Origin of the sequence: Janthinobacterium sp. RA13 (genome assembly GCF_000745325.1) — a bacterium.
Lineage (GTDB): Bacteria > Pseudomonadota > Gammaproteobacteria > Burkholderiales > Burkholderiaceae_D > Janthinobacterium > Janthinobacterium rivuli.
Genome location: NZ_JQNP01000001.1, coordinates 2,279,363 through 2,291,990, shown reverse-complemented (window position 1 = coordinate 2,291,990; position 12,628 = coordinate 2,279,363). Strand labels below are relative to the sequence as shown.

General features: G+C 60.1%; 12 protein-coding genes. All 12 read left to right on the top strand.

The genetic code is table 11. The features are described 5' to 3' along the window. Window positions 1-21 precede the first annotated feature (21 nt). The 12 genes from nuoG to ispD all read left to right on the top strand — a co-directional run bounded on the left by nuoG (window position 22) and on the right by ispD (window position 12,623). Window positions 22-2,355: an NADH-quinone oxidoreductase subunit NuoG gene (gene nuoG, locus FG13_RS10025; RefSeq protein ID WP_035820518.1), complete on the top strand. Its 2,334-nt coding sequence runs from the start codon at window positions 22-24 to the stop codon at window positions 2,353-2,355. After that, on the top strand, window positions 2,355-3,437 hold the full coding sequence (nuoH, locus tag FG13_RS10020) for an NADH-quinone oxidoreductase subunit NuoH (RefSeq protein WP_035820515.1): 1,083 nt from the start codon (window positions 2,355-2,357) through the stop codon (window positions 3,435-3,437). The genes nuoG and nuoH overlap by 1 nt, the downstream gene beginning before the upstream one ends. Window positions 3,438-3,451: 14 nt before the next feature. After that, a complete protein-coding gene (nuoI, locus tag FG13_RS10015; protein ID WP_010399726.1) occupies window positions 3,452-3,940 on the top strand; it encodes an NADH-quinone oxidoreductase subunit NuoI in 489 nt (162 codons plus the stop codon). 65 nt (window positions 3,941-4,005) lie between these two features. Next, the gene (locus tag FG13_RS10010; protein ID WP_034749981.1) at window positions 4,006-4,638 is read left to right on the top strand and encodes an NADH-quinone oxidoreductase subunit J; all 633 of its coding nucleotides are present in this window, start codon (window positions 4,006-4,008) and stop codon (window positions 4,636-4,638) included. After that, on the top strand, window positions 4,635-4,943 hold the full coding sequence (gene nuoK, locus FG13_RS10005; protein ID WP_010399724.1) for an NADH-quinone oxidoreductase subunit NuoK: 309 nt from the start codon (window positions 4,635-4,637) through the stop codon (window positions 4,941-4,943). Before FG13_RS10010 ends, nuoK begins: the two co-directional genes overlap by 4 nt. Before the next feature lie 46 nt (window positions 4,944-4,989). Beyond that, complete coding sequence (nuoL, locus tag FG13_RS10000) at window positions 4,990-7,083, top strand: NADH-quinone oxidoreductase subunit L (protein ID WP_035820513.1); 2,094 nt, start codon at window positions 4,990-4,992, stop codon at window positions 7,081-7,083. Window positions 7,084-7,112: 29 nt separating this feature from the next. Continuing rightward, on the top strand, window positions 7,113-8,612 hold the full coding sequence (locus FG13_RS09995) for an NADH-quinone oxidoreductase subunit M (protein ID WP_035820511.1): 1,500 nt from the start codon (window positions 7,113-7,115) through the stop codon (window positions 8,610-8,612). A 16-nt stretch (window positions 8,613-8,628) separates the two neighbouring features. Further along, window positions 8,629-10,131: an NADH-quinone oxidoreductase subunit NuoN gene (nuoN, locus tag FG13_RS09990; protein ID WP_035820509.1), complete on the top strand. Its 1,503-nt coding sequence runs from the start codon at window positions 8,629-8,631 to the stop codon at window positions 10,129-10,131. A gap of 3 nt (window positions 10,132-10,134) precedes the next feature. After that, a complete protein-coding gene (locus FG13_RS09985) occupies window positions 10,135-10,458 on the top strand; it encodes a DUF2818 family protein (protein ID WP_035820507.1) in 324 nt (107 codons plus the stop codon). A gap of 174 nt (window positions 10,459-10,632) precedes the next feature. After that, window positions 10,633-11,205 carry an NUDIX domain-containing protein gene (locus tag FG13_RS09980; protein WP_035820504.1) on the top strand — a complete coding sequence of 191 codons (573 nt, stop codon included), beginning with the start codon at window positions 10,633-10,635 and terminating at the stop codon, window positions 11,203-11,205. A gap of 8 nt (window positions 11,206-11,213) precedes the next feature. Continuing rightward, the gene (locus FG13_RS09975) at window positions 11,214-11,909 is read left to right on the top strand and encodes a membrane protein (RefSeq protein WP_035827824.1); all 696 of its coding nucleotides are present in this window, start codon (window positions 11,214-11,216) and stop codon (window positions 11,907-11,909) included. Between the two features lie 12 nt (window positions 11,910-11,921). Next, window positions 11,922-12,623, top strand: a complete 702-nt coding sequence (gene ispD, locus FG13_RS09970; RefSeq protein ID WP_035820501.1) for a 2-C-methyl-D-erythritol 4-phosphate cytidylyltransferase — start codon at window positions 11,922-11,924, stop codon at window positions 12,621-12,623. The last annotated feature ends 5 nt before the right edge of the window (window positions 12,624-12,628 follow it).

The window sequence follows — 12,628 nt, the reverse complement described above, 5'->3', positions numbered from 1 at the left end:
CTGCGTCAGGTAACGATCACCATGGTTGAAATCGAAATAGACGGCAAAAAAGTCGAAGTCCCTGCTGGTAGCATGGTGATGGACGCCGCCAACAAATTGGGAACCTACATTCCGCACTTCTGCTATCACAAGAAATTGTCGATCGCAGCGAACTGCCGCATGTGCCTGGTCGAAGTGGAAAAGGCGCCCAAGCCTTTGCCCGCTTGTGCGACCCCGGTCAGTGCCGGCATGATCGTGCGCTCCGCCAGCGATAAAGCTGTGCAGGCGCAAAAGTCGGTCATGGAATTCTTGCTGATTAACCACCCGCTCGATTGCCCGATCTGCGATCAGGGCGGCGAATGCCAGTTGCAAGACTTGGCAGTGGGTTACGGCAAGAGCGAATCGCGCTACAAGGAAGACAAGCGCGTCGTCACGCCGAAGGAAGCCGGTCCGCTGGTCTCCATGCAGGAAATGTCGCGCTGCATCCAGTGCACCCGTTGCGTACGCTTTGGCCAGGAAGTGGCCGGCGTGATGGAGCTGGGCATGATCGGCCGCGGCGAACACTCGGAAATCGTGTCCTTCGTTGGCCAGTCGGTCGACTCGGAACTGTCGGGCAACATGATCGACCTGTGCCCGGTTGGCGCACTGACCTCGAAGCCGTTCCGCTACAGCGCCCGTACGTGGGAACTGTCGCGCCGCAAATCGGTCAGCCCGCATGACGGCCTCGGTACGAACCTGATCGTGCAAGTGAAAGCTGGCAAGGTCAAGCGCGTACTGCCGCTGGAAAACGAAGCCGTCAACGAGTGCTGGATCTCGGACAAGGACCGTTTCTCGTACGAAGCGCTGGACAGCGCTGAACGCCTGACTTCCCCGATGCTGAAACAAGGCAACGAGTGGAAAGAAGTCGATTGGCAAACCGCGCTGGAATACGTGGCGCACGGTTTGAAAAACATCAAGCACGAGCATGGCGCCGACGCCATCGCCGCGCTGGCAACGCCGCATTCGACCGTCGAAGAGCTGGTACTGCTGCAAAAAGTGGCCAACGGTCTCGGTTCCGAGAACGTCGACTTCCGCCTGCGCCAGACCGACTTCGCGCTGGACGTCGGCGTCAAGCCATGGCTGGGCATGCCGATCAACGAATTTGGCCAGATCAAGCGCGCCTTCGTCATCGGTTCGTTCCTGCGCAAGGATCACCCATTGCTGGCCACGCGTTTGCGCGCGTCCGTCAAGGGCGGCGCCAAGCTGTCGATCCTGCACGCCTCGGACGATGATCAATTGATCACCATCGCCAACAAGATGATCGTGGCGCCAAGTGATTGGCTGGCGGCCTTGTCGGAAGTGGTCGTCGCTGTTGCCAAAGCCAAAGAAATCGCCGCGCCAGCCGGTTTTGAAGCGGTCACCGCTTCGGACGTGGCAGTGGCCATCGCTGCCAGCCTGATGGCTGGCGACCATGGCGCCGTGCTGCTGGGTAACGCGGCAACGCAACACCCGCAAGCGTCGCAACTGCATGCTGCCGCGCAATGGATCGCCGAACAGACGGGCGCCAAGCTCGGTTACCTGACGGAAGCGGCCAACACGGTTGGCGCGCACCTGGTCGCCAAGCCGCGCGCCAACGTGCAAGCTGCCTTTGCCGTACCGAAAAAAGCCTACGTGCTGCTGCACGCCGAGCCGGAACTCGATGCCGCCAATCCACAAGCGGCCCGCGCCGCCCTGGATGGCGCCGACATGGTCGTGGCCATGTCCGCCTTCAAGCACGGCATGGATTACGCCGACGTTTTGCTGCCGATCGCTCCGTTCGCTGAAACCTCGGGCACCTTCGTGAACTGCGAAGGCCGCGCGCAAAGCTTCAACGGTACCGTCAAACCGCTGGCGGAAACCCGTCCAGCCTGGAAAGTGCTGCGCGTTCTGGGCAACATCCTGGGCCTGGCCGGTTTCGACTACGACACCTCGGAAGCGATCCGCGACGAAGCGTTTGGCGCCGGCGTGACCGATCTGTCGGCACAGCTGAACAATATCGCCAGGAACGCGCCGGAAGCGGCAACGTACGCACCGGCTTCGCCTGCGCTGCAACGCATCGCCGACGTGCCGATCTACTTCGCCGACGCGCTGGTACGCCGCTCCGAACCGTTGCAACGCACGGTCGATGGCGCCGCGCCGCAAGCCCACCTGTCCGCCGAACTGGCTGGCAAGCTGGGCATCAAGGCGGGCGACAAGGTCAAAGTGGCGCAAGGCTCCGGCAGCGCCATCCTGGTGGCGGCAATTCACGCCGGCCTGCCAGCCAATGTGGTCAAAGTGTCGGCGGCGCATGCCTCGACGGCTAGCCTGGGCGGCATGTTCGGTGACATCACAGTTGAAACAGCAGAGGGGAAAATCTGATGGCTCTGCCTGAATTTGTAAACGTCATCAACAGCAGTGGCCAGGATTTGCTGGGCGGCTCGTGGCCGTTCTTCTGGACCCTGATCAAGATCCTCTGCGTGCTGCTGCCGCTGATGGGCCTGGTTGCCTACCTGACCTTGTGGGAACGCAAGCTGATCGGCTGGATCCAGATCCGCGTCGGCCCGAACCGCGTGGGACCGTTGGGCTTGCTGCAGCCGATCGCCGATGCGCTGAAACTCTTGTTCAAAGAGATCATCATCCCGTCCAAGGCCGCCAAAGGCCTGTTCGTCATCGGCCCGATCATGACCATCATGCCGGCCCTGGCCGCCTGGTCGGTCGTGCCATTTGGTCCGGAAGCCGTGCTGGCCAACGTCAACGCGGGCTTGCTGATGCTGCTGGCGATTACCTCGATGGAAGTCTACGGCATCATCATCGCCGGCTGGGCCTCGAACTCGAAGTACTCGTTCATGGGCGCCATGCGCGCTTCGGCACAGATGATTTCGTATGAAATCCCGATGGGCTTCGTGATGGTCATCGTGCTGATGGTCTCGGGCAGCCTGAACTTCATCGACATCGTCGGCGGCCAGCAAATCGGCTACTTCGCCGACAAGGGCGTGAACTTCCTGTCGTGGAACTGGCTGCCGCTGCTGCCGATGTTCGTCATCTACATGGTGTCGGGCCTGGCTGAAGCCAACCGTCACCCGTTCGACGTCGTCGAAGGCGAGTCGGAAATCGTGGCCGGCCACATGGTCGAGTACTCGGGCATGGCCTACGCCATGTTCATGCTGGCCGAATACGCCAACATGATCCTGATCGGCGCGCTGACTTCGCTCATGTTCCTCGGTGGCTGGTCCGCACCATTTGCTTTCCTCGAGTTCTGGGGTGGTTTCGGCGGCTTCTTCTGGCTGTTCGCGAAAACCTTCTTCATCGTGTCGGTGTTCATCTGGGTACGCGGTACTTTCCCACGCTACCGTTATGACCAGATCATGCGCCTCGGCTGGAAAGTGTTTATCCCGTTGACGCTGGTCTACCTGGTCTTCGTCGCTGCCTGGATGCAGACATCCTGGAATATTTGGAAGTAAGAGAGTGCATACGAATGGATAAGGTAAAAGATTTCTTCAGCAGCCTCTTGTTAGGCGAGCTGATCAAGGGCATGGCGCTGACAGGCAAGTACATGTTTTCGCGCAAGATCACGGTGCAATTCCCGGAAGAGAAGACACCGATCTCGCCGCGTTTCCGTGGCTTGCACGCGCTGCGCCGCTACCCGAACGGCGAGGAACGTTGCATCGCCTGCAAACTGTGCGAAGCGGTTTGCCCGGCGATGGCCATCACGATCGAATCGGAACAGCGTGACGACGGCTCGCGCCGCACCACGCGTTACGATATTGACTTGACCAAGTGCATCTTCTGCGGTTTCTGCGAAGAGTCCTGCCCGGTCGATTCGATCGTCGAGACGCAAATCCTGGAATACCACGGCGAGAAACGCGGGGATTTGTATTACACGAAAGAGATGTTGCTGGCCGTGGGTGATCGTTATGAAAATGACATCGCCGCTGCGCGCGCCGCCGACGCACCTTATCGCTGATGGATGCGCCGTAGCCTCTGGCTGCGGCGCGCCCCTCGTTCATCTGTACGTCTATTGGGTTTTTTATGGACTTTAAAACAATTTTGTTTTACGCCTTCGCGCTGATCTTGATTCTGGCAGCGACGCGCGTCATCACGGCCCGTAATCCGGTCCACGCAGTACTGTTCCTGGTACTGTCGTTCTTTTCCGCAGCCGGCATCTGGATGCTGCTGCAAGCTGAATTCCTGGCCATCGTGCTGGTATTGGTGTACGTCGGCGCCGTGATGGTGCTGTTCCTCTTCGTGGTCATGATGCTCGATATCAATATCGACCGCATGCGCGAAGGTTTCTGGGGCTATCTGCCTTTGTCGGTGACGGTGGGCGTGATCATCGTGCTGGAAATGGCCGCTGTCCTGTGGCACGGTTTCCGCAACTTTGCGCCTAGCATCGCTCCGGTCAACGTCAATCTGGGCGGCACCAAGGAACTGGGCCTGCTGATCTATACGGAATATGTGTTCGCCTTCGAGATCGCCGCCGTCGTGCTGCTGGTGGCCATCGTTGCCGCGGTCGCACTGACCCTGCGCAAACGCAAGGACACCAAGCACTTTGCTCCAGGCGACGCCGTGCGCGTCAAGCGCAACGACCGCCTGAAGATCATCAAGATGGACGCGGTTGTCGAGCGTCCTGCGGCTGAGCCGGAAGTTAAGGAGGCACCATGACATTATCGCTCACACATTTTTTGGTCCTGGGCGCGATCCTGTTCGCAATCTCGATCGTCGGTATTTTCCTGAACCGCAAGAACATCATCGTATTGCTGATGGCAATCGAATTGATGCTGCTGGCGGTGAATATGAATTTCATCGCGTTCTCCCATTTCATGGGCGACGCGGCCGGTCAGATCTTCGTTTTCTTCATCCTGACGGTTGCCGCCGCTGAGTCGGCTATCGGTCTGGCTATTCTGGTGGTGATGTTCCGTAATCTGGATACCATCAACGTCGAAGACCTGGACAGCCTCAAAGGCTGATGTTTTTCAGACTCGATCTCTCGAATAATAACGATTAAGGTTCATCATGGCGGGGCAACTCCTCAACCCTAACCTCCTTCTTGCCGTACCGCTGGCGCCGCTGGCCGGTGCCGCGATTGCAGGCTTGCTTGGCACCCAGTTCCTGGGTAATTTGGTCGGACGCAAGACGTCGCATACCGCGACGATCCTGGGCGTACTGATTGCGTTCATCCTGTCCGTGCAGACACTGCTGGCAGTGATGGATGGCGCGACATTCAATGGCACGATCTATAACTGGATGACGATCGGCACCCTGAAGATGGAAGTGGGCTTCCAGATCGATTCGCTGTCGGCGATGATGATGTGCGTGGTCACCTTCGTCTCCCTGATGGTGCACATCTACACGATCGGCTACATGAAGGACGACGAAGGCTACAACCGCTTCTTCGCCTACATCTCGCTGTTCACGTTCTCGATGCTGATGCTGGTCATGGCCAACAACTTCCTGCAACTGTTCTTCGGTTGGGAAGCCGTGGGCCTGGTTTCTTACCTCTTGATCGGTTTCTGGTACCAGCGCCCGACGGCCATCGTGGCCAACATGAAGGCTTTCCTGGTCAACCGCGTGGGCGACTTCGGCTTCATCCTGGGCATCGGCCTGCTGCTGGCCTATGCCGGCACCATGAACTACCAGGAAGTGTTCGCCAAGAAAGACGAACTGGCGCTGTTGAGCCTGCCAGGTACCGACTGGGCCCTGCTGACCGTGGCCTGCATCTGCCTGTTCATCGGCGCGATGGGCAAGTCGGCGCAGTTCCCGCTGCACGTGTGGCTGCCTGACTCGATGGAAGGTCCTACCCCGATCTCGGCACTGATTCACGCCGCGACGATGGTGACGGCCGGTATCTTCATGGTTTCGCGCATGTCGCCGCTGTTCGAACTGTCCGACACGGCACTGTCCTTCATCCTGGTGATCGGCTCCATCACGGCATTGTTCATGGGTTTCCTGGGCATCATCCAGAACGACATCAAGCGCGTCGTCGCTTACTCGACCCTGTCGCAGCTGGGCTACATGACCGTCGCGCTGGGTTCGTCCGCGTACTCCGTGGCCGTGTTCCACCTGATGACACACGCATTCTTCAAGGCACTGCTGTTCCTGGGCGCCGGTTCCGTCATCATCGGCATGCACCATGACCAGGATATCCGCAACATGGGTGGCCTGCGCAAATACATGCCGATCACCTGGATCACGTCACTGGTCGGTTCGCTGGCCCTGATCGGCACGCCGCTGTTCTCCGGTTTCTACTCGAAAGACAGCATTATCGAAGCCGTCGAAGCGACGCACATCTGGGGCGCTGGCTTTGCCCAGTTCGCCGTGCTGGCTGGCGTGTTCGTCACCGCCTTCTACTCGTTCCGCATGTACTTCCTCGTCTTCCACGGCAAGGAGCGTTTCGGCCAGGCGCACGCGCACGGTCATGACGACCATCACGCGCCTGCGGCCAAGCACGATGCCCATGCGCATGACGACCACCATGAAGAAGAGGAAGACGACCACGCGCACCACGGTCTGGAACCTGGCCAGAAGCCGCATGAATCCCCATTCGTCGTCTGGTTCCCGCTGGTGATGCTGGCGATTCCGTCGCTGATCATCGGTTACCTGACGATCGGCCCGATGCTGCATGGCGATTTCTTCAAGGGCGTGATTTTTGTGGGCGAAAACCATCCAGCAATGGAAGAGTTGTCGCATGAATTCCACGGCGCAATGGCGATGGCGATCCACGGCCTGTCGACGGCACCGTTCTGGCTGGCATTGTCCGGCGTGGTGGCAGCCTACTACTGCTACATGGTCAACCCGCGTGTACCGGCCTGGTTCTTTGCCAAGTTCCACGCGATCCACACCCTGCTGGACAACAAGTACTACATGGACAAGTTCAATGAAGTCGTGTTCGCCGGCGGTGCCCGCTTGCTGGGTAATGGCCTGTGGAACTTCGGTGACAAGAAGCTGATCGATGGCCTGCTGGTCAACGGTAGCGCCAAGGTTGTCGCCTGGCTGTCCTCGCTGTCGCGAGTGTTGCAGACCGGCTACATCTATCACTATGCATTCGTGATGATCCTGGGCGTGCTGGGCTTCCTGATCTATTTCCTGCCATTCTGGCCCGCTAAGTAAGCTGACCTGATAAAAGAATACTGAGAACCATGATGCAGTCTACGATTTCTACACTACCTCCTTACCTGAGTCTGTCGATCTGGGTGCCGATCATTTGCGGCGTCCTGATCCTGGCTCTCGGCCGTGACAGCAAAGCGGGCTTTACCCGCTGGCTGTCGCTGGCTGGCGCCGTGCTCAGCATGCTGTGCACCTTGCCGCTGATCCAGCATTTCGACAACGCCGCACACGGCATGCAATTCGTCGAAAAAGCACCGTGGATAGCAACCTTCAATATCTGGTACTCGCTGGGTATCGACGGCCTGTCCCTGTGGTTCGTGCCACTGACCGCCTTCATCACCGTCATCGTCGTCATTTCGGCCTGGCAAGTGATCGAGAAGCGCATCGCTCAGTACATGGGGTCGTTCCTGATCCTGTCGGGCCTGATGATCGGCGTGTTCTGCGCGCTGGACGGCTTGCTGTTCTACTTCTTCTTTGAAGCAACCCTGATCCCGATGTTCATCATCATCGGTATCTGGGGCGGCTCGAACCGCGTGTACGCGTCGTTCAAGTTCTTCCTGTACACCTTCTTCGGTTCGCTGCTGACCCTGGTTGCCATCATCTACCTGCGCAATGTGTCGGGCACCTTCGACATCCTGGCCTGGCATGCGTTCAAGCTGACGATGAACGAGCAGATCTTCATCTTCCTGGCCTTCCTGATGGCGTTTGCCGTCAAAGTGCCGATGTTCCCGGTCCACACGTGGTTGCCGGACGTCCACGTGGAAGCGCCTACGGGTGGTTCCGCCGTGCTGGCCGCCATCATGCTGAAACTGGGCGCCTACGGCTTCCTGCGTTTTTCGTTGCCGATCACGCCGGACGCCAGCCACTACCTGTCGGGCTTCATGATCACCCTGTCGCTGATCGCCGTGATCTACATCGGTCTGGTTGCCCTGGTGCAAACCGACATGAAAAAACTGGTCGCCTATTCGTCGATCGCGCACATGGGCTTTGTGACCCTGGGCTTCTTCATGTTCAACGACATTTCGGTGCAGGGCGGTATCGTGCAGATGGTCTCGCACGGTTTCATCTCCGGCGCGATGTTCCTGTGCATCGGCGTGCTGTATGACCGCATGCATACCCGCAACATCGCCGACTACGGCGGCGTCGTGAACCGCATGCCGAAATTTGCCGCCTTCTTCGTGCTGTTCTCGATGGCCAACTGCGGCTTGCCAGCGACGTCCGGCTTCGTCGGCGAGTTCATGGTGATCCTGGGCGCGGTGAAATACAACTTCTGGATCGGTCTGCTGGCTGCAACGGCACTGATCTGGGGTGCGGCGTACTCGCTGTGGATGGCCAAGCGCGTGGTGTTCGGCAAGATCAAGAACAAGCATGTGGCCGAACTGACCGACATCAACAAACGTGAATTCTTCATGCTTGCTGTGCTGGCCATCGCCGTGCTCGTGATGGGTCTGTACCCAGCCCCGTTCACCGACACGATGCAAACTTCGGTTGCTGACCTGCTGCAGCATGTCGCCACCAGCAAGTTGCCTTAAATAGAAGACCGATAACATGACTAATGCACCTAATCTGGTACCGCTGTACGCGGAAATCTTTCTGCTGATCGCCACGTCGGCGCTCTTGCTGATCGATATGTTCTTGCCTGCGGCGAAGCGTTCGATCACCTATGCGCTGTCCTTGCTGACCTTGGCAGGCTGCGCCTTGCTGACCGTGGGCGACTTCAACGCGGGCACCACCGTCTACACGTTCCACAATATGTTCGTGTCGGACCCGATGTCGCAGCTGCTGAAACTGTTCTCGTACGGCGCCGTGGCGCTGACCCTGATCTACTCGCGTGCCTATGCCACCGACCGCAACATGCTGTCGGGTAACCTGGGCGGCGAGTTCTACGTACTGGCCCTGTTTGCACTGCTGGGCCAGATGATCATGATCTCGGCCAACAACTTCCTGATCATCTACCTGGGTCTGGAACTGATGTCGCTGTCGCTGTACGCACTGATCGCTTTGCGCCGTGACAATGCCAAGGCCACGGAAGCGGCCATGAAATACTTCATCCTGGGCGCGCTGGCTTCCGGTTTCATGTTGTACGGTATCTCGATGCTGTACGGCGCGTCCGGCACCCTGGACCTGGGCGAACTGCGCGTGGCGCTGGAAAACGGCAAGACCAACGGCACCATCATGGTCTTCGGCCTGGTGTTCCTCGTTGCGGGCCTGGCCTTCAAACTGGGCGTCGTGCCATTCCACATGTGGGTGCCTGACGTGTATCAAGGTTCGCCAACGGCCGTGACCTTGCTGCTGGGCGGCGCGCCGAAACTGGCCGCGTTTGCCATCACCCTGCGTTTGCTGGGCGAGGGCTTGCTGCCAATGGCGCATGACTGGCAGCAAATGCTGCTGGTGCTGGCCGTGATGTCGCTGGCCATCGGTAACTTCACCGCCATCGCGCAAACCAATTTGAAGCGTATGTTGGCGTACTCGACCATCGCACAAATGGGCTTCGTTCTGCTGGGCTTGCTGTCCGGTACCGTTGACGCACCGAACAACACCCTGAACGCGGCTGGCGCAGCCACCGCCTACGGCGCGTCGATGTACTACGTCATCACCTACGTGTTCACCACCCTGGGTACCTTTGGCGTGATCATGTTGCTGGCACGCAATGGTTTCGAAGCAGAAGAACTGGCCGACTTCAAGGGCCTGGGCAAACGCAGCCCGATCTTCGCCCTGGTGATGACCCTGTTCATGTTCTCGCTGGCCGGCGTGCCGCCGCTGATGGGCTTCATGGCCAAGTACTCGGTGCTGGCCTCCGTGCTGGCCACGGGCCAGCTGTGGCTGACCATCGCCGCCGTGCTGTTCTCGCTGATCGGTGCCTTCTACTACCTGCGCGTCGTGAAAATGATGTGGTTCGACGAGCCGACGGACAGCAATGCACTGGTCGTGCATGGCGACATGCGCGTCGTGCTGGCCCTGAACGGCGTGTTGGTTCTGGCCCTCGGTGCGATGCCTGAAGGCATCCTGGCTGCCTGCGCGACCGCCATCACCAAGACCCTGGCGTCCTGACCGATGGATGTCACCGTCTCGAGCTGGCTGGTGATCGCCCTGGGCATCCTGGGCGCCAACCTGCCTTTCCTGAACGAGAAGCTGTTTGCCGCGGTGCCCCTGAAAAAGGCGGCGCAGGCGGAGCAGGGCTGGCGCAAGCCGCTGGCGCTGCGCCTGCTGGAGATGGTGATTCTGTATTTCATCGTCGGCGCCGTGGCCTTCGCGCTCGAAGCGCGCATCGGCAACGGTTTCCCGCAGACGTGGGAGTTCTATGCCATCACCGGCTGTCTGTTCCTGGTGCTGGCTTTCCCGGGCTTTGTCACACGCTACCTGCGCAAGCGGCGCTAGAACGCTGACCAAACCTGCTGCGCGTCGCGCTTTGCGGCCTGCGATGCTCACTGTGCTACAGCACAGTTCCGCTTCTCAGCCACAAATCACTGCCGCTCGCGACGGTTTTGTCAGTGTTCTCCCCCTCCGAAAGCGGCGCCTCTGGCGCCGTTTTTTATTGAATAAAGGAATTCCATGGATACGCAAGCCACTGATACGCAATTGATTGAAACCAAGGTCGATGGCGAGCTCGTCTACCAAGGCGGCTTCCTGCGCGTGCAGCGCGACCGTGTCGCCCTGCCTGACGGCAAGATCACGGCGCGCGAATTCGTCCTGCATCCGGGCGCCGTCGTCATCCTGCCGCTGCTCGACGATGGCACGGTGCTGATGGAGCGCCAGTACCGCTATCCGCTGGACCGGATCTTCATTGAATTCCCGGCCGGCAAGATCGACGCGGGCGAATCGCACCTGGCGTGCGCCCAGCGCGAGTTGCTGGAAGAGACGGGCTACACGGCCAGCGACTGGCAATTCGTCTCCACCATCCACAACGCCATCGCGTATTCCGACGAACACCTGGAATTGTTCCTGGCGCGCGGCCTGGTCGCCGGCGAACGCCAGCTCGACGAGGGCGAATTCCTGGAAACATTCACGGCCACCGTGCCGCAGCTGCTGGACTGGGTCAAGGATGGCACGATCACGGACGTGAAAACCGTCATCGGCATCTTCTGGCTCGACAAGATCACCAGCGGCGCCTGGCAAGCGGCTTGATACAGCGCATGCGCACGGCAATCTTCCTGCTGCTGGCGTCGGCCAGCCTGGGTGCGCACGGGGCCGCGCGCACGCCGTTCCAGGTGCGCTGCGAGGACACGATCAGCAAGACGGTGTCCGTGCTGACGGCGCAGCAGAACGGCTACAGCATCGACACGCATCTGCCATACAAGGCGCTGACGGTGATGAAGGGCATGGCGCGCGCCAACACCTGGGTGCTGGGCTTGACGAAGACGGATTCGCGCGTCGCCATCGCCCTGGCCGGTCCCATGCTGCAAGATCCGGCCAGCGGCTATGAATGCGTGGCGCCGCAGATCACCGTGTCCCTCACATATGCGCCCGTGGTGCTCTATATCGGCCGCGAGTTTGCGCCAGGCACTTGCGCGTATGATGAGATACTCGCGCACGAGCTGCGGCACATGAAGACCTATATGGAACACTTGCCGCGCGTGGAAAAAACCGTGCGCGCGTCGCTGGCCAAGCGCTTCGAGGCGCGGCCCCTGTATGCGCCCAGCGGCACGGCCAAGGCGGCGCTGGCGCGCGAGATCGACACGGGCTGGTTGCCATACGTCAAGGCCGAAATGCGCAAGGTGGAAGCCTTGCAGGCGGCCATCGATTCTCCGCAAGAATATGCGCGCCTGGGCAAGGCCTGCAAGGGCGAGATCCAGAACATCCTGACGGGCAAGACAGCGTCCGCCAACTAGACAAGGAATGGCATGACAGCAGCACCGAATAGCATCCGTTACTTTGCGTTGATCCCCGCCGCCGGCGTGGGCGCGCGCATGGAGGCGGGCAGTCCCAAGCAATATTTAGCCATCGCTGGCAAACCCATGCTGCGCCACGCGCTCGACGCCTTTCTCGCCAGCCCCCTGATCGCGCATACCTATGTCGTCGTCAGCGCGGAGGATGGCGTGATCGACACGGTCGTGCCGGAGCACGGCGTGACTGTACTGCGCTGCGGCGGCGCCACGCGCATGGACAGCATCCTGAATGGCTTGCACGCCTTGCACGGCAGCATCGCTGCCCACGACCAGGTGCTGGTGCACGACGCGGCGCGGCCCGGCCTGACGCCGGCGCTGATCGCAAAACTCATCACGGAGGTGGGCGACCACCCGGCCGGCGGCTTGCTGGCCTTGCCCGTGGTCGATACCGTCAAGCGGGCCGGCCCTGCCAGTCTGTCGGCGCAGACGGTGCCGCGCGACGGCCTGTGGCTGGCGCAGACGCCGCAAATGTTCAGCTATGCGCTGCTGCACCAAGCCTTGTCCGAAGCGCCCGATCCGCAAGCGATTACCGATGACGCCAGCGCCGTCGAAGCGCTGGGCCTGGCGCCCAGGCTCGTCGAGGGTCATCCGCGCAACCTGAAGGTGACCTTGCCGCGCGACATACACACGGCAGAGCTGTATTTGACCCATCCTTGAATCCT

What these genes read in the sequence shown, in the direction of transcription:
- nuoG (WP_035820518.1), top strand. Translation starts at nt 22, where the DNA reads ATGGTTGAAATCGAAATAGACGGCAAAAAAGTCGAAGTCCCTGCTGGT.
- nuoH (WP_035820515.1), top strand. Translation starts at nt 2,355, where the DNA reads ATGGCTCTGCCTGAATTTGTAAACGTCATCAACAGCAGTGGCCAGGAT.
- nuoI (WP_010399726.1), top strand. Translation starts at nt 3,452, where the DNA reads ATGGATAAGGTAAAAGATTTCTTCAGCAGCCTCTTGTTAGGCGAGCTG.
- FG13_RS10010 (WP_034749981.1), top strand. Translation starts at nt 4,006, where the DNA reads ATGGACTTTAAAACAATTTTGTTTTACGCCTTCGCGCTGATCTTGATT.
- nuoK (WP_010399724.1), top strand. Translation starts at nt 4,635, where the DNA reads ATGACATTATCGCTCACACATTTTTTGGTCCTGGGCGCGATCCTGTTC.
- nuoL (WP_035820513.1), top strand. Translation starts at nt 4,990, where the DNA reads ATGGCGGGGCAACTCCTCAACCCTAACCTCCTTCTTGCCGTACCGCTG.
- FG13_RS09995 (WP_035820511.1), top strand. Translation starts at nt 7,113, where the DNA reads ATGATGCAGTCTACGATTTCTACACTACCTCCTTACCTGAGTCTGTCG.
- nuoN (WP_035820509.1), top strand. Translation starts at nt 8,629, where the DNA reads ATGACTAATGCACCTAATCTGGTACCGCTGTACGCGGAAATCTTTCTG.
- FG13_RS09985 (WP_035820507.1), top strand. Translation starts at nt 10,135, where the DNA reads ATGGATGTCACCGTCTCGAGCTGGCTGGTGATCGCCCTGGGCATCCTG.
- FG13_RS09980 (WP_035820504.1), top strand. Translation starts at nt 10,633, where the DNA reads ATGGATACGCAAGCCACTGATACGCAATTGATTGAAACCAAGGTCGAT.
- FG13_RS09975 (WP_035827824.1), top strand. Translation starts at nt 11,214, where the DNA reads ATGCGCACGGCAATCTTCCTGCTGCTGGCGTCGGCCAGCCTGGGTGCG.
- ispD (WP_035820501.1), top strand. Translation starts at nt 11,922, where the DNA reads ATGACAGCAGCACCGAATAGCATCCGTTACTTTGCGTTGATCCCCGCC.